18 protein-coding genes and 3 tRNA genes are annotated in these 15,635 nt (G+C 72.4%); 18 read left to right on the forward strand and 3 right to left on the reverse strand.

Annotated features, from left to right (window positions below):
- From VK611_17615 to VK611_17675, 13 genes are all read left to right on the forward strand, one after another.
- A partial coding sequence (locus tag VK611_17615; GenBank protein ID HMG43155.1) for a hypothetical protein occupies positions 1-275 on the forward strand: 275 nt, incomplete at its 5' end.
- Positions 275-1,108, forward strand: a complete 834-nt coding sequence (locus VK611_17620; protein HMG43156.1) for a carbohydrate ABC transporter permease — start codon at positions 275-277, stop codon at positions 1,106-1,108. The genes VK611_17615 and VK611_17620, both read left to right, overlap by 1 nt.
- The gene (locus tag VK611_17625) at positions 1,105-2,520 is read left to right on the forward strand and encodes a glycoside hydrolase family 3 N-terminal domain-containing protein (GenBank protein HMG43157.1); all 1,416 of its coding nucleotides are present in this window, start codon (positions 1,105-1,107) and stop codon (positions 2,518-2,520) included. The genes VK611_17620 and VK611_17625 overlap by 4 nt, the downstream gene beginning before the upstream one ends.
- A complete protein-coding gene (ugpC, locus tag VK611_17630) occupies positions 2,513-3,715 on the forward strand; it encodes a sn-glycerol-3-phosphate ABC transporter ATP-binding protein UgpC (GenBank protein HMG43158.1) in 1,203 nt (400 codons plus the stop codon). The genes VK611_17625 and ugpC overlap by 8 nt, the downstream gene beginning before the upstream one ends.
- Before the next feature lie 86 nt (positions 3,716-3,801).
- Entirely contained in the window at positions 3,802-4,728 is a 927-nt protein-coding gene (locus VK611_17635) for an ROK family protein (protein ID HMG43159.1), read from the forward strand.
- Positions 4,729-4,842: 114 nt separating this feature from the next.
- Positions 4,843-5,958, forward strand: a complete 1,116-nt coding sequence (nagA, locus tag VK611_17640) for an N-acetylglucosamine-6-phosphate deacetylase (protein ID HMG43160.1) — start codon at positions 4,843-4,845, stop codon at positions 5,956-5,958.
- A complete protein-coding gene (gene nagB / locus VK611_17645) occupies positions 5,946-6,734 on the forward strand; it encodes a glucosamine-6-phosphate deaminase (GenBank protein ID HMG43161.1) in 789 nt (262 codons plus the stop codon). The genes nagA and nagB overlap by 13 nt, the downstream gene beginning before the upstream one ends.
- Positions 6,735-6,776: 42 nt before the next feature.
- A complete protein-coding gene (locus VK611_17650; protein HMG43162.1) occupies positions 6,777-7,421 on the forward strand; it encodes an RNA polymerase sigma factor in 645 nt (214 codons plus the stop codon).
- Complete coding sequence (locus VK611_17655; protein HMG43163.1) at positions 7,418-8,680, forward strand: serine/threonine-protein kinase; 1,263 nt, start codon at positions 7,418-7,420, stop codon at positions 8,678-8,680. The genes VK611_17650 and VK611_17655 overlap by 4 nt, the downstream gene beginning before the upstream one ends.
- A gap of 86 nt (positions 8,681-8,766) precedes the next feature.
- A complete protein-coding gene (locus VK611_17660; protein ID HMG43164.1) occupies positions 8,767-9,414 on the forward strand; it encodes a hypothetical protein in 648 nt (215 codons plus the stop codon).
- Positions 9,411-9,944, forward strand: a complete 534-nt coding sequence (locus tag VK611_17665; GenBank protein ID HMG43165.1) for an OmpA family protein — start codon at positions 9,411-9,413, stop codon at positions 9,942-9,944. Before VK611_17660 ends, VK611_17665 begins: the two co-directional genes overlap by 4 nt.
- Positions 9,945-10,026: 82 nt before the next feature.
- Positions 10,027-10,974, forward strand: a complete 948-nt coding sequence (gene pheA, locus VK611_17670; protein ID HMG43166.1) for a prephenate dehydratase — start codon at positions 10,027-10,029, stop codon at positions 10,972-10,974.
- A 16-nt stretch (positions 10,975-10,990) separates the two neighbouring features.
- Positions 10,991-11,075: transfer RNA gene (locus VK611_17675), tRNA-Ser, on the forward strand.
- A gap of 19 nt (positions 11,076-11,094) precedes the next feature.
- On the opposite strand, the gene VK611_17680 is transcribed toward VK611_17675, so the two are convergent.
- Positions 11,095-11,805: an alpha/beta hydrolase gene (locus VK611_17680; GenBank protein HMG43167.1), complete on the reverse strand. Its 711-nt coding sequence runs from the start codon at positions 11,803-11,805 to the stop codon at positions 11,095-11,097.
- An 81-nt stretch (positions 11,806-11,886) separates the two neighbouring features.
- On the opposite strand from VK611_17680, the gene VK611_17685 reads away from it, so the two are divergent.
- Positions 11,887-11,978: transfer RNA gene (locus VK611_17685), tRNA-Ser, on the forward strand.
- Positions 11,979-12,103: 125 nt separating this feature from the next.
- On the opposite strand, the gene VK611_17690 is transcribed toward VK611_17685, so the two are convergent.
- Positions 12,104-12,622 (reverse strand): hypothetical protein, encoded by a 519-nt coding sequence (locus VK611_17690; GenBank protein ID HMG43168.1) that lies wholly within the window; start codon positions 12,620-12,622, stop codon positions 12,104-12,106.
- Positions 12,623-12,818: 196 nt separating this feature from the next.
- Positions 12,819-13,115: a hypothetical protein gene (locus VK611_17695; protein ID HMG43169.1), complete on the reverse strand. Its 297-nt coding sequence runs from the start codon at positions 13,113-13,115 to the stop codon at positions 12,819-12,821.
- 45 nt (positions 13,116-13,160) lie between these two features.
- Here VK611_17695 and VK611_17700 point away from each other — a divergent pair.
- From VK611_17700 to VK611_17715, 4 genes are all read left to right on the forward strand, one after another.
- Positions 13,161-13,281 (forward strand) — tRNA-OTHER (locus tag VK611_17700).
- A gap of 15 nt (positions 13,282-13,296) precedes the next feature.
- The gene (locus VK611_17705) at positions 13,297-13,500 is read left to right on the forward strand and encodes a hypothetical protein (GenBank protein HMG43170.1); all 204 of its coding nucleotides are present in this window, start codon (positions 13,297-13,299) and stop codon (positions 13,498-13,500) included.
- Between the two features lie 9 nt (positions 13,501-13,509).
- Positions 13,510-14,646, forward strand: coding sequence for an adenylate/guanylate cyclase domain-containing protein (locus VK611_17710; GenBank protein ID HMG43171.1), 1,137 nt, complete (start codon positions 13,510-13,512; stop codon positions 14,644-14,646).
- A 164-nt stretch (positions 14,647-14,810) separates the two neighbouring features.
- On the forward strand, positions 14,811-15,635 hold an 825-nt coding region (locus tag VK611_17715), incomplete at its 3' end, for a transporter substrate-binding protein (GenBank protein HMG43172.1).

Here is a 15,635-nt window from a genome sequence, read left to right on the forward strand (position 1 = left end):
GCGACGTCATCTGGCCCGCCATCAAGCCGATCTTCGTGGTGCTCGTCGCCCTCAGCACCATGTGGGACCTGCGGGTCTTCACCCAGATCTTCGTGCTGCAGGAGGCGGGCGGCATCAGCACCGAGACCAACCTGCTGGGCACCTGGGCGTACCGCGAGGCGGTCACCGGCAACCACTTCGGCAAGGGTGCCGCCATCGCCCTCGTGATGGTGTCGATCACCCTCCTCCTGACCGTGTTCCACCTCCGCCAGATGTTCCGCCAGGAGGAGATCTGATGCGGTCCTCACTCGGTAGCCGGGTCTTCGCCAACGGGTTGGCCCTGCTGCTGATCGCGCTCAGCGCCTTCCCCGTGTACTGGATGCTCACCACGTCGTTCCGGCTCAACGCCGACATCCGGTCGCCGGGCCCGGAGTTCCTGCCGCTCGGCGGGACGCTGGAGAACTACCGGTCGGTGTTCGACAGCGACAACTTCGGCACGTCGTTCGCCAACAGCCTCAAGGTCACCGGGCTCACGGTGGTGCTGGCCCTGTTCACCGCGTTCCTGGCCGCCGTGGCCGTCTCCCGGTTCCGCTTCCGGGGCCGGGTCACCTTCCTGGTGATGATCCTGGTGGTGCAGATGGTGCCGGCCGAGGCGCTGATGATCTCCATGGTCAAGGTGCTGGAGGGCTGGGACCTGCGCAACTCGATCATCGGGCTGACCATCGCCTACCTGGCGTTCGTCATGCCGTTCACGATCTGGACGCTGCGGGGGTTCGTCAACGGTGTGCCCCGGGAGCTGGAGGAGGCGGCGATGGTCGACGGGTCGTCGCGGCTGCGGGCGTTCTTCACCGTGACCCTGCCGCTGGTGGCACCGGGGCTGGTCGCCACCGGGATCTTCGCCTTCATCCAGGCGTGGAACGAGTACACGTTCGCCCTGGTCATCATGAACCGGCCCGAGAAGGAGACGCTGCCGCTGTGGCTGCAGTCGTTCAACTTCGGGGCGCGGGGTACCGACTGGGGCGGTGTCATGGCCGGCTCCACCCTGATCACGATCCCGGTCATCGTCTTCTTCCTCCTCGTCCACCGCCGGATCGCTGCGGGCCTGACCGCCGGGGCGGTGAAGGGATGAGCGACGGGGTGCGGGCGCTGGCGGCGGCGACGCTGCTGGCGTCGTTCCGGGGGCCGGTCGTGCCCGAGTGGGCGCGGCGGCGGGTCGACGAGGGCCTGGGCGGCGTGTGCCTGTTCGGGTCGAACCTGCGCGGGGTCGAGTCGGCGGGCGAGGTGAGCGCCGCCCTGCACGGGGTGCGGCCGTCGGTGCTCGTGGCGATCGACGAGGAGGGCGGCGACGTCACCCGGATCGAGGCCCGCACCGGGTCGTCGGTGCCGGGGAACGCCGCGCTGGGCGCGGTCGACGACGTGGCGCTCACCTGGGACGTCTTCGCCTCGCTGGGACGGGTGCTGGTCGATGCCGGGATCGACCTCGACCTGGCGCCCTGCGCCGACGTGAACGTCGACGCGGCCAACCCGGTGATCGGGGTGCGCTCGTTCGGGGCCGACCCCGGGCTGGTGGCCCGGCACGTGGCCGCCGCGGTGCGCGGGCTGCAGGGTGTCGGCGTGGCGGCGTGCGCCAAGCACTTCCCCGGCCACGGGGCGACGACGGTCGACTCGCACCTCGCCCTGCCGGTGGTCGACGTGCCCGAAGCCGTGGTGCTGGGCCGGGAGCTGGCGCCGTTCCGTGCCGCCATCGCCGCGGGCGTGGCGGCGGTCATGACGGCTCACCTGCTGGTCCCGGCGTTCGACGACCGGCCGGCGACGGTGAGCCGGCCGCTGCTGGTCGACCTGCTGCGCGACGAGCTGGGGTTCACGGGGGCGGTCGTGACCGACGCTCTCGACATGCACGGCATCGGCGGCCCGGCCGCGATCCCCGCCAACGTCGTCCGGGCGCTGGCCGCGGGTGTGGACCTCTGCTGCCTCGGTTCCGGCGGCACCGACGAGCTGGTCGGGGCCTGCCTCGACGCGGTGGTCGCCGCCGTGGGGTCGGGCGCGCTGCCCGAAGGTCGGTTGGCCGAGGCCGCGGCCCGGGTCGCCGGCATCCCGGTGGCGGGCGAGGGGCTCTCGCCGGGTGACCTGGGCGAGCTGGGCGCCGACGCCGCCCGCCGGGCCCTGCGGGTGGAGGGCGACCTGCCCGACCTGCGGGGCGCCCACGTGGTGGAGATCCGGCGCCCCACCAACATCGCCGCCGGCGACGTCCCCTCCGGACTCGCCGCCCACCTGCCCGCCCCCACCTCCGCCCCCGACGACGGCGGGTCGGCACCGCTGATCGTCGTCGTGCGCGACGTCCGGGTGGTCCCCGACGGCCCGGAGCGGCTGGCGGCGCTCCTCGCCGAGCGGCCCGATGCCGTGGTCGTCGACCTGGGCTGGCCGTCCGGGGAGCCGCTGCAGAGCCGGGCGCGGGTGTCGACGTTCGGCGCCTCACGGGCCAGCCTGGCAGCGGTGGCCGACCTGCTCACCACGACTTCGACCCGGAAGGCCCATGGCTGAGATCACCATTCGCGACGCCACCAAGGTGTACGACGGTGGCGTGACCGCTGTCGACGGCATCGACCTCGACGTGAACGACGGCGAGCTGCTGGTCCTCGTCGGCCCCTCGGGGTGCGGCAAGTCGACCCTGCTGCGGATGGTCGCCGGCCTCGAGGAGATGACCTCGGGGACCGTCGCCATCGGCGACCGCGACGTCACCCGCCTCCAGCCCAAGGACCGCGACGTCGCCATGGTCTTCCAGAGCTACGCGCTCTACCCGCACATGTCCGTGCGGAAGAACATCGGCTACCCCCTCCGGTTGGCGGGGGTGCCCAAGCCCGAGCTGGCAAAGCGGGTGGAGGAGGCGGCCCAGCTGCTGCAGCTCACCGAGGTGCTCGACCGCCGGCCGTCGCAGCTGTCGGGTGGCCAGCGCCAGCGGGTGGCGATGGGTCGGGCGCTGGTGCGCTCGCCGCAGGCGTTCCTGATGGACGAGCCGCTGTCGAACCTCGACGCCAAGCTGCGGGTGGAGATGCGGGCCGAGATCGCCCGCCTGCAGCGCGACCTGCACGTCACCACGCTCTACGTCACCCACGACCAGGTCGAGGCCATGACCATGGGCACCCGGGTGGCGGTGCTCGACAAGGGGCGGCTGCAGCAGGTCGACACCCCGCAGCGGGTGTACGACGAGCCGGTCAACCTGTTCGTGGCCACGTTCATCGGGTCGCCGGCCATGAACCTGCTGCCCGGCCGGGTGGTGCGGGACGGCGACGGGCTCGCCCTCGAGGTCGGCCCGCAGCGGCTGCCGGTCGACGACGTGCTGTCGGCGGCGCACCCGACGCTGGCCGACCGGGTCGGCGACCGGGTGGTGGTGGGCGTGCGGCCCGAGGCGCTGGAGGACTCCGGGCTGGAGCCGGGCGTGTCGGGCGACCGGGTGATCGAGGCCAAGGTCGACCTGGTCGAGTCGCTGGGCGCCGAGCTCATGGTCCACGTGGCCGTGGCCCTGGGCGACCAGGGTGACGGCAACGGCGACGTTCCGGGCGGTGCCGCCGCCGTGTGGGCCGACGTCGTGGGCCGCCGGGGTCGCATGGTCGCCCGCCTCAGCACCCGCAGCCGGTTGGCGCCCGACGACGCCGTCAAGCTGACCGTCGACCCGGCCGGCCTCCACCTCTTCGACCCCGCCACCGGAGCGACCCTGCGCGCCCCGTCCGACACATGAGCGGCCGTGCCCGCTCTCTCGAACCCGCCCCCGAAGGTCGCCGAGGGCCTTCGGGGGCGGGTTCCGCGCGGCCCCAGCCGCCGTTCGTGGCGGGCGTCGACGTGGGCGGCACCAAGACGCTGGCGGTGGTGGTCGACGGGCGGGGCGAGACCGTGGCGCGGGTGCGGCTGGCCACCGACGCGGCCGGGCCGCGGGGCCTGATCGCCACCGTCACCGAGGCCCTGGTGGAGGTGGCCGAGGGGGCGGGGCTGTCGCCCGACGGGCTGGCGGCGGTCGGCGTCGGTGTGCCCGGCGTGGTCGACCCCCGCGACGAGGGCGTGCGCCACGCTGTCAACCTCGACATCGGCGCCGACCCGGTGAGCCTCGCCGATCCCGTGCGCCGCCTGGTGGGCGGGCCCGTGGTCGTGGGCAACGACGTCAACCTCGCCGCCCTCGGCGCCGCCGAGCTCTTCGGGCGCTCCGGCAACGTCGCCTACTTCAGCATCGGCACGGGGATCGCCGCCGGGTTCGTGTTCGACGGCCGCGTGTTCCGGGGCACCCGGGGGGTGGCCGGCGAGATCGGGCACCTGCCCGTCGACCTCTACGGCGCCATCTGCGAGTGCGGCCAGACGGGGTGCCTGGAGACCGTCGCCTCGGGTGCGGTGATCGCCCGGCGGTGGCGCCGGCCCGACGGCACGCCCGGCGACGCCGCCGGCCTGCTGGCCGCCGCTGCGGCCGGGGACGCCACCGCCATCACCGTGCGCGACGAGATCTTCGGCTACCTGGCGTGGGCCGTGGCGCTGATCGCCCAGACGGTCGACCCCGAGCTGGTGGTGCTCGGCGGCGGCGTGGCCGAGGCGGGGCCACCGCTGCTCGACGCCATGCGGGCGGCGTTGCGGCACCGGGCCTCCAAGTCGCCGCTGCTGGCGTCGCTCGACCTGCCCGCCCGGGTGGCGATCGCGCCGGCGGACGTGTCGCTGGGCGCTCTCGGCGCGGCGCGTGCCGCCCGCGACCTGCTCGCCGCCCAGCCATGAGCCGAGTCGTCTGTGGTCGGTACGGAAGGCCGGAGTCGTTTGTGATCGGTCTCCGATCACGTACGACTCAAGAGCGCTTCGGCGACCACAGACGACTCGGGTTGGGCGGGCGCCGTGACCGGTGACCTGGTGGTGCGCGGCGGTGAGCCGGGCGACGTCGTGATCGTGGCCGGCCGCGTCGTCGACGCCGAGGCGCCGGACGGGGCGCGGGTGCTCGACGCGGACGGGCTGGTGGTGGCGCCGGGGTTCGTGGACCTGCAGTGCAACGGGGCCGTTGGGGTCGACCTGACCGCCGAACCGGAGCGGCTGTGGGAGGTGGCGGCGCTGCTGCCCCGCTGGGGCGTCACGAGCTGGCTGCCGACGATCGTCACCTCGCCCGAGCCGGTGCGGGAGCGGGCGTTGGAGGCGTTGGGGGCGGGGCCGCCCGACGACGCCCCCGTCGCCGCACCCCTCGGGATCCACTTCGAGGGCCCGTTCCTGTCGCCGGAGCGGAAGGGTGCCCACGCGGCCCGGTACCTCCGGCCGCCGGACATCGACGCCGTCGGGGGGTGGTCCCGGGACGCCGGTGTGGCCCTGGTGACCCTCGCTCCCGAGCTGCCCGGCGCGCTCGACGTGGTGCGGGCGCTGGTCGACCGGGGGGTGGTCGTGTCGCTGGGGCACTCGATGGCCACGGCCGCCGAGGCGACCGCCGGGGTCGACGCCGGCGCCCGCTGGGCCACCCACCTGTTCAACGCCATGCCGCCGCTGCACCACCGCGACCCCGGGCTGGCCGGAGTGGCCCTCACCGACGAGCGCCTCCACGTCGGCCTGATCGCCGACGGCCTGCACGTCCACCCGCTGATGGTGCGGCTGGCGGCCCAGGCGCTCGGCCCCCGGCTCACCCTGGTCACCGACGCCGTCGCCGCCCTCGGCATGCCACCCGGCCCGGTCCGCCTGGGCGACTCGGAGGCGCTGTCCGACGGCGAGGGCGTCCGCCTGCCCGACGGCACCCTGGCGGGCAGCACCCTGGCGATGAACGACGCGGTCGCCAACCTCCACACCTTCGCCGCCCCCGACGTCGACCTCCCCACGGCCCTCCACGCCGCCACCGCGGCGCCGGCCGGGCTCCTGGGCCTCACCGGCAGCCGGGGGACGCTGGCGCCCGGCGCGGTCGGCGACCTGGTGCTGCTCGACGCCACCGGCCACGTCGTCGCCACCGTCATCGGAGGGGAGCTGGCGTGGAGGTCGTGATCGTCGCCGACCGGGAAGCGGCCGGCGCCGTGGTGGGTGAGGCCATCGCCCGTCTCGTGCGGGAGCGGCCCGACGCGGTGTTGGGGCTGGCGACCGGGAGCACGCCGCTGGCCGTGTACGCCGAGCTGGCCCGGCGGGTCGGTGCCGGCGAGCTGAGCCTGGCGCGGGCCCGGGCGTTCCTGCTCGACGAGTACGTCGGCCTGCCGCCCGGCCACCCGCAGGCCTACCGGGCGTTCATCGCCCGGGAGCTGGAGGCCCACGTCGACTTCCCGGCCGGCGCCGTGCAGGGCCCCGACGTGTCGGCCGACGGGCCCACCCTGCCCGCCGCCTGCGACGACTACGAGGCCGCCATCCGGGCCGCCGGCGGCGTCGACCTGCAGCTCCTCGGCATCGGCACCGACGGCCACATCGGCTTCAACGAGCCCGGGTCGTCGCTGGCGTCGCGCACCCGCCTCAAGACCCTCACCGACCAGACCCGCCGCGACAACGCCCGCTTCTTCGCGTCCCTGGAGGAGGTGCCCCGCCACGTCGTCACCCAGGGCATCGGCACCATCCTCGAGGCCCGCCACCTGGTGCTGCTGGCGTTCGGCGCCGCCAAGGCCACCGCCGTCGCCCAGGCCGTGGAGGGCCCGGTCGCGGCCCTGGTGCCGGCGAGCGCCCTGCAGCTGCACCCCCACGCCACCGTCGTGGTGGACGAGGCCGCCGCCGGTGCCCTGCGCCTCGCCGGCTACTACCGGGAGACGTGGTCGCACAAGCCTTCCTGGCAGGGCATCTAGTGGTTCACCAGTAGTCTCCCGGGGTCGGATGTTGGGGAGCGCATGGACCGGGCAGTTGCGACGTTGGAGGCCGCGGTGCGAGGCGGCAACGCCTCGCTGGCGCGCCGCCAGCTGGGGGAGCTGCGCGACGACGCCGATCACGACGCCGCCCTCGACGCTCTCGCCCGGTCGTCGGCCGACGGGTCGGTGCTGGCGGTCGAGCTGCTGGTCGAGGCCGTCGACCGCTTCGGCGCCGCCCGCCGGGCCGTGCGGCGGTTCCTGGTCGACGAGGCCGCCGTCGACGACGTCACCCAGGACACGCTCATCACCGTCGCCCGGTCGATCACGTCGTTCCGGGGCGAGGCCAAGTTCACGACGTGGCTGCACCAGATCGCCCGCAACCGCTCGGTCGACCACCTGCGCCGGGCCCGGGCGGCCGATCCGCTCGACGATCACCACGACCCCCATCCGGGTACGGTCGCCGCCCGTATGAGCTCGCTCGTCGCATCCCGTGCCGCGGTCCAGCAGCTGCTGGCCGAGCTGCCCGAGCGCTACCGCGACGCCGTGCTGCTGCGCGACGTCGAGCACCTGCCCTACGCCGAGGTCGCCACCCGCCTGGGCCGCAACGTGAACACGGTGAAGTCGCACGTCGCCCGGGGCCGGGCCCTGCTGGCCGCCATGCTCGTGGACCGGGGTCTCGACTCGTGAGCACGGTGGTGCCCCGCATCGGGCGCTACACGGTCGAGCAGGTGATCGGCACCGGGGCGTTCGCCACCGTCTACCGGGCCGTGGACGAGCGGCTCGGGGCGACGGTGGCGGTGAAGCTGCTGGCCGACAACCACTGCCTCGACCCCGACATCCGGGCCCGCTTCCTGGACGAGGGTCGGGCTCTGCGCCGGATCGACAGCCCCCACGTGCTGCGGGTGTACGACGTCGGCGAGACCGACCGCCTGCAGCCCTACCTGGTGCTGGAGCACGCCGACCGGGGGACGCTGGCGCAGCGGGTCGCGGGGCTCCGGGCGTCGGGCTGGCGGCCGTCGGCCCACGACGTGCGGGCGCTGGCGTCGGGCCTCGCCGCCGCGGTCACAGCCGTCCACGCCGCCGACCTGGTGCACCGCGACCTGAGCCCCGGCAACGTCCTGCTGCGCTCGGGGATCGCGACCGGGGCGGGGGCGGGCCCGGACGGAGGCGGCGGGGGGTTGGTGCAGCCGGGGGAGCGACTGCTGGTGGCCGACCTCGGGCTGTCGAAGGACCTGGCCCGCAGCTCGGGACTGACCGTGGCGGGTGGCACCGACGGCTTCCGGCCACCGGAGCAGCGGGGCGGCCCGTCCCGGGTCGACGGCCGGGCCGACGTGTGGGGGCTGTCGGCGATGGTGGTGTGGCTGGTCACGGGCCGGGCGCCCGGAACGGACCCGCTGTCGCCCGCCGACGTCGACCGGGCGCTCCTCGACCTCGGCCTTCCCGTCGCCCTGCGCCAACCCTTGCTCACCAGCCTCCACGACGACCCCGCGCGTCGCCACCCCGATGCGGCGACGTGGCTCGCGGCCGTCGAGTCGGCCCTGACCCCGCCACCGCCTCAAGCACCCGCGGCCGTCGGCCCGACCTCCCTGCGCCCGGTGTGGGTGGTCGCCGCGGCGGCGTTGCTGGCCGGCGGGCTCGTCGGCGCAGGTGCGCTGCGACTGGTCGACGACGGGAACGTCGACGTCGCCGACCGCGTGGGCGACGCCCGACTGTCGATCGCCGGACCCACCCGGGCCGACGTGGGGACCACGGTGACCCTCGAGGTGACCGCCGAGGGCGTCGACCACTGGGCCTGGCTGATGCCCGACGGCACCATCTACACCGACCGGCCGAGCGTGCAGCTGCGGACCAGCTCGGCCGGTACCGCCCAGGTGGTGGTGGTCGCGGTGGCCGCGTCCGGCGAGCGCCTGGAGGACGTCCACGACCTCCGCCTCGTCGAGCCCTGAGATCTTTTCTGGTCGGCGCGCAACTTTTCCCGACGCTCGGCACGACCAACGGGAGTCCCCCTACCGATCACGAAGGAACGACAGCCATGAGAACGACACGCCTGGGCCTGCTGGTCGCCGCCGTCGCCACGCTCGCGGTCGCCTGCAGCGACGACGACGGCACCCTGCGGGCCGACACCGAGAGCATCGACTCGTCCGCCCCCGAGTCGCCGGGCAGCGGCAACGGCGACGCCACCGACGACGCCACCGACGACGCCACCACCGACACCACCGACGGCGAGGGCAGCGGCTCGGGCTCCGGGTCCGGCGAGGTGCTGGGCAGCTCCACGGCGACGCTGCGGGCCAACGCCCTCGACGACCGCTCGACCCCGCTGCGGATGGACGTCATCCGGCTGGAGCGCCACGGCGACCTGGTCGAGCTGAGCCTCGTCCTCACCAACGAGGTCGCGCCGACCGACGCCGACCCCCAGAACTTCATGATCAACAGCCTCTTCGGCGCCGACTACGACGCCTCGGGGATCGGCCTGGTCGACGGTGCCGCCCAGAAGATCTACCTGCCCGTCCTCGACAGCGACGAGACGTGCCTCTGCTCCGGCCAGCTGGGCGCCTCCGACGTCGTGCCCGGCGGGACGATGACGATCGACGCCACGTACGGCGGCGTCCCCGACGACGTCGAGACCCTCGACGTCCGCGTCCCCAGCTTCCCCACGATCGCCGAGGTGCCGGTCGGATGACCCGTCGTCCCCTGGTGGCGCTGGTGCTCCTGCTCCCCCTGACGATCGCCGCCTTCCGCCAGGAGGACACGCAGGACCAGGTGCGCAACCTGGAGTTCCGGGTGCTCGACCTGACGTACCGCAGCAACGCCCTCGACAACTCCGAGCGGGTGGAGGAGACACCCGAGGAGACGTCGATCGTCCTGGCCGCCGACGTGCTGTTCGCCTACGACGAGGCCGTCCTCACGGCGGACGCCAACGGGCGGCTCGACGACCTGGCCGACCAGCTGTCGGACCTGGACGGCCGGCAGATCACCGTCGGCGGTCACACCGACAGCGACGGCGAGGACGCCTACAACCAGGACCTCTCGGAGCGCCGGGCCGAGGCCGTGCACGCGGCGCTGGCCGAGCGGCTGGGCGGCGACTTCACGTTCCGGGTGGAGGGCTTCGGCGAGTCCCAACCCGTTGCCCCCAACCAGCACGAGGACGGCTCCGACAACCCCGAGGGCCGCGCCCTCAACCGCCGGGTGGAGATCACCTTCCCGTCGTGAAGCTCGGCCCGAGGCAGTAGGCGACGCGCGGACCGTCTATTGCCTCGGGCTCACCCTCCGCGCGCCACTAGCATCGTCCGTCATGACTCACCCGACCGAGGGTGTGCGGCGCGTCGGGTTCCTGGGCCCCGAGGGCACGTTCACCGAGCAGGCGCTGCTGTCGCAGCCCGACCTCGCCGCCATGGATCTCGTGGCGCTCCCGTCGATCCCGGAAGTGCTGGCCGCCGTGTCCGACGGCCGGGTCGACATGGGTTTCGTGGGCATCGAGAACTCGATCGAGGGTGCGGTCACCGTCACCGTCGACACCCTGGCGTTCGAGACCGACCTGCTCATCCAGCGGGAGGTCGAGATGGGTGTGCAGATGCACCTGCTGGCGCCCAGCGGGGTGGGGCTCGGCGACATCCGCCGGGTGCTGTCGTTCCCGGTGGCGTCGGCCCAGTGCCGGGGGTTCCTGCACGGCGAGCTGCCGGCGGCCACGGTGGCGGCCACGTCGTCGACCGTCGAGGCGGCGCTGCTGGTCGCCGGCGACGAGAACGACGGCCACACCGCCGCCATCGCCCCCGCGGTCGCCGCCAAGCTCTACGCGCTCGACGTGCTGGCGTCCGACATCGAGGACCACCCCGACAACACCACCCGCTTCGTGGTGGTGTCCCGCGACGGGATCCCGGCGCCGACCGGTCACGACAAGACGTCGATCGTGGTGTTCCAGCGCACCGACCGCCCCGGCTCGCTGCTCGCCATCCTCCAGGAGTTCGCCGCCCGGTCGGTCAACCTGACCAAGCTGGAGTCGCGGCCCACCAAGAAGGGCCTCGGCAACTACTGCTTCATGATGGACCTGGAGGGTCACATCGGCGAGGAGCTGGTGGCCGACTGCCTGCGCGACCTCAAGTCGAAGGTCGAGGACGTCAAGTTCCTCGGCTCCTACCCGGCCGCCGGCGAGCAGGGCCCGGCCCGCCGCCGCGACGCGGAAGCCGCCTGGCGCGCCGCCGACACCTGGCTGGCCCACCTCCGCCACCAGATCGCCCAGTAACCTCGGCGGGTCACCAGGAGCGGTGGCCGAGTGGACGAAGGCGACGGTCTTGAAAATCGTTGATCCTCCGGGATCCGTGGGTTCGAATCCCACCCGCTCCGCTCTGTGAGACCGGCGGCGTCAGCTCCCGGTGGGGAGGTCGTCCCAGTAGGCGAGGAGGCGGGTCGCCAGGTCCTCCGGGTGGGCCAGGGCGGGGAGGTGGCCGCCGTCCATCTCGTCGGGCACGAGGCCGAGCCGCTCCCGCACGATGCGGCGCTGGAAGTCGGCCGGGAACAGCCGGTCGCCCCGGCAGAGCAGGAAGCGGGTGGGCACGTCGGGCCAGCCGCCGCCGACACCGGGCCACGGCTTCTCGAGGGGCGTGCCCGACTGGTCGAACACGTGGTCGGCGCTGGCGGCGATCACGTCGGGCGGCACGTCGTGGAGGAAGAGCCCTTCGATGTCGCCCATTCCCGGCGGACGGCCGTCGCGTCGGGCCTGCTCGGCCTGCGCCTCCTCCTGACCGGTCGCGGCCCACCACTCGCCCGGCGTCTCCCCGACCTGCGGCACCATCGCCGCCAGCAGCACCAGCAGCCGCACCGGGACCCGCTCGCACACCAGCGGCGCGGTGAACCCACCCAGCGACTGGGCCACGAGCACCAGGTCGTCCCGGCCGGCACGGTCGCCGATCGCCGCCACCGTCGCCTCGACGTACTCCGCCAGCCCCGCCGAGTCGTCCTCACACGGCAGGTCGACCGCCACCACGTCGTGCCCCTCCGCCTCCAACAACGGCACCACCAGGTGCCAGTACCACGAGTCCGACCCCGCCCCCGGGATGAGCACATAGGTAGCCATGCGTCTACAACCGTTCCCCACCCCGAAACTCATCGGTGCCAGCCCCGATCCGTCGGATGGCTAGCATGAGCCGCTCCGCAAGGAGAGGTGACCGAGTCCGGCCGATGGTGCTTCCCTGCTAAGGAAGTGAGGGGGCAACTCCTCCGTGGGTTCGAATCCCACCCTCTCCGCCAGATCGGACAGCTACGACGACCCCTCCCCGGAGGGGTCGTCGTTCGTCGGCCTCCCGTCCTCCGTGCCCGCCACGTGCCCTTCGAGCGCCGCGTGCGGTGTCGAGCGTTGTCAGCTCCTCCAATACTCAACTGACCTCGATCCGCTGACTCAGCGTGCTGACGGGCTTCAACACCAGAGCGGCCTTTGCCATAAAGGCCTTGTTGTAGTCCTCACATCGAATCGCCGACTCGTGCATGGCTTGCATGGCTGGATGTCCAGCGAATGCGCCGAGACTCCTCAACCACAGATTGAGCAGCTCTCTCCTGGCCGGAGCGCGCAAACCCAGGTCCAGGCCATCGTTGTCCAGCATGGAGCAGAGTCGCGCGACCTGACTGTAGAACGTCTGCATGAACGGAAATGCCCTTACATCCTCGTCGGACAATCCCGCCACCTCATCCCAATTTTGATAGATGTTTCGGGTCAACTCAGACGACACATCGATCAGCGACTGATACAAGGGATCGAAGTTGCTTTCCGCATTGAGCAGGAATTCGATCGCCCTCGAATCTTTGACCTTACCGATACTGATCCAGGCAAAGACTCCCGTCGCAATGACAACCGCTGTCTGCACTCCGGTGAACAAGAACAAAAAGCCGTCCGCCACGAACGTTCCTTCCGCCGACACATCGAGATCGCATGTCGATGCCGATCTCGCCTTACCTGCCAATAGTCGCGCGATGCGTGCGGCTACTGTCGTCCGCTTGCCGAATCTGGCCTATCAGATCAAGGGCCCGGCGCCACCAGCACCTGATCGAAGCTGCCGGCCCCCTTCGGTCCGGGTGGGAGGACCTCGACGGGAGTCAACCTCCGTTCCATCCCGAGAGCGTTCCTACGAGCCCGATGATGCTTCCGATGCAGCCGGCCGCCACCGCGATCCAACCCAGCACTTGGATGAACACGACGTTGAACTGTCGCAACTGCTCGACCAGTCGGTCTGCCTCATCCGGGTTCATGACCCGCGACAAGAGCTTCACATTTCCGGACTGCCCGACACGCCCAAGATCCAGCCGACCGAGCACGACCAAGAACACCCCGAGGAGGATCACCACCAGACCGCCCGACAGCGCGTTCGTGTACGTCCCCGCCCCTACCGACATGCGTCAGATCCTGCCTCAACGACAACGAAGCAGCCAGGGTTACCAGGAGTGGGGGAGCACCGCGGCCGTGCCCCTTCCGTGCCCGATCGACATGGAACGTGGGTGGTGGTCATGGGCGCTTGAGGGGGCAACTCCTCCGTGAGTTCGAATCCCACCCTCTCCGCCAGATCGAATGGGGGTCGTGGTCAAGATCCTCGTCCTCGTGTACGTCGTCGGGATGGTGCCGGCCATGTGGGTGACCCGGCGTCGCTGGTGGGGCGCCGCCGACCCGGGGCGAGGCGTCATGCTGTGGGCCGGGACGTGGCCGCTGTGGGTGGGCCCGTGGATGGTCGAGCAGTGGTTCGGCACCGACGACCACGACGGCGACGACGTCCCGCGGCGTTAGCCTCGGAGTGTGGGGGACGAGACGGCGCCGCGGTACACGAAGCACGGGCACCCCTGCGCGCCGCTGTCGCCGGCCGACGAGACGGCGATGCGGACGTGGCTGGAGCAGCAGGGCGCCACCGACGACGACCTCGCCAACCTCGGTGAGGACCCCGCCCGGATCGCGGTCGACCTGGCCATCCGAGAGGGCGAGTGCCTCTCGGCCCGCGCCATCGCCGAAAGGCGGGGCGTCGAGCCCAGCCGCATCGTGTCGGTGTTCCACATGGCCGGGGTCAGCGTCCCCGACGTCGACCGGGTGCGGTTCACCGAGCACGACGCCGAGTTCGTGGGCGTCACCGAGGAGGCCGGGGTCCTCGACGCCGCCGACGGCCGCGCCCTCATGCGGGCCGTCGCCACGGCGCTCGACCGGGTCGCCGAAGCCGCCGTCGCCTTCTACGTGCAGGGCACCGAGGCCCGCCTCGAGCGTGAGGGCGAGAAGCCCGTCCCCTGGGCCCAGGAGACGCAGCGCATGACCGGCCTCGCCGGGAAGCTCGGCGCCGGCATGGGCCTGCTGTTCCGGCACCACCTGCGCCAGGCGATCGACCGGCAGCGCATCTCCCAGCACCAGGTCACCAGCCGCGACGTCGCCCGCATGGCGGTCGGCTTCGTCGACCTGGTGGGGTCGACCGCGCTGGCCCAGACCCTCGACGTGAGCGAGCTGCGCAAGGTCGTGAGCGCCTTCGAGTCGCGGGCGTTCGAGGTGGCGGTCGAGCACGGCGGGCGGGTCGTGAAGTTCATCGGCGACGAGATCATGGTCGCCACGATCGACCCGACGGCCGGCTGCCGGCTCCTGCTCGCCCTGGTGGAGGAGTGCAGCATCGGCGGCCTCGAGCCCCGTGGCGGCCTGGCCTACGGCGAGGTGCTGTTCCGCGGCGGCGACTACTACGGGCCCGAGGTGAACCTGGCGTCGCGCCTGGTCGACACCGCGGTGCCCGGCGAGGTGCTGGTCGACCAGTCGGTGGTCGAGGCGGTCCGGGCGGTCGACGCCGAGACCGCGAGCACCCGGCTCGGCTGCCCCGGCGAGATGGCGTTCGAGCCCGGTGGCCGGCGGATCCTCAAGGGCTTCACCGAGCCCGTCACCGTGTGGACTCTCCGCTGCGGTTCCTGAGCGACCACGCCACGCCGCGCGGTCGTCGCGTCAGGTAACGGCCAGTCCACCGTCAGCATCGAAGCAGCGGCTGGTCACCTTCTGCTCACCGACAGGTGACGGACGCGCAATGCCCCTTCCTTACGTTCCGCTTCACGACATTCGTTGGGAGCGGGAGACGAAGAATGGCCAAGGGCAGGCGTTTCAGGGGCTCGATCGCGCTCGCGCTGACCGTCGCGCTGGCGATGGCGGCGACGGCGTGCGGTTCGGACGACGACGAGGAGGGCACCGGCGGGAGCGGTGACGAGGGCGGCGACGAGCCCGTCAAGGTCGGCGTGCTCCACTCGCTCAGCGGCACCATGTCGATCAGCGAGGTGGCGGTGCACGACGCCGAGCTCCTCGCCATCAAGGAGATCAACGAGGCCGGCGGCGTGCTCGGCCGGCAGATCGAGCCGGTCGTGGAGGACGGGCAGTCCGACTGGCCCACGTTCGCCGAGAAGGCCGAGAAGCTCCTCACCGTCGACAAGGTGGCCGCGGTGTTCGGCGGGTGGACGTCCGCCAGCCGCAAGGCGATGTTGCCGGTGTTCGAGGGCCTCGACGGGCTGCTCTTCTACCCGGTCCAGTACGAGGGCCTGGAGGCGTCGCCCAACATCTTCTACACCGGCGCCACCACCAACCAGCAGATCATCCCGGCGCTCGACTACCTGAAGGAACAGGGCCTCACGAAGGTCTACCTGGTGGGCTCCGACTACGTCTTCCCCCGCACGGCCAACAAGGAGATCAAGGCCTACGCCGAGGCGAACGGCCTGGAGATCCTGGGCGAGGACTACCTGCCGCTGGGCGAGACCGACACCGCCACGCTGGTGTCGAAGGTCGAGGCCGCGGCGCCGGACGTGGTGTTCAACACCCTGAACGGCGACACCAACGTCGCCTTCTTCAAGGAGTTCACCGCCAAGGGCATCACCCCCGACGAGATCCAGACCATCTCGGTCTCGGTCGCCGAGGAAGAG

This window comes from Acidimicrobiales bacterium, from assembly GCA_035316325.1.
In the GTDB taxonomy this organism is placed as follows: Bacteria; Actinomycetota; Acidimicrobiia; order Acidimicrobiales; family VFJN01; genus DASXTK01.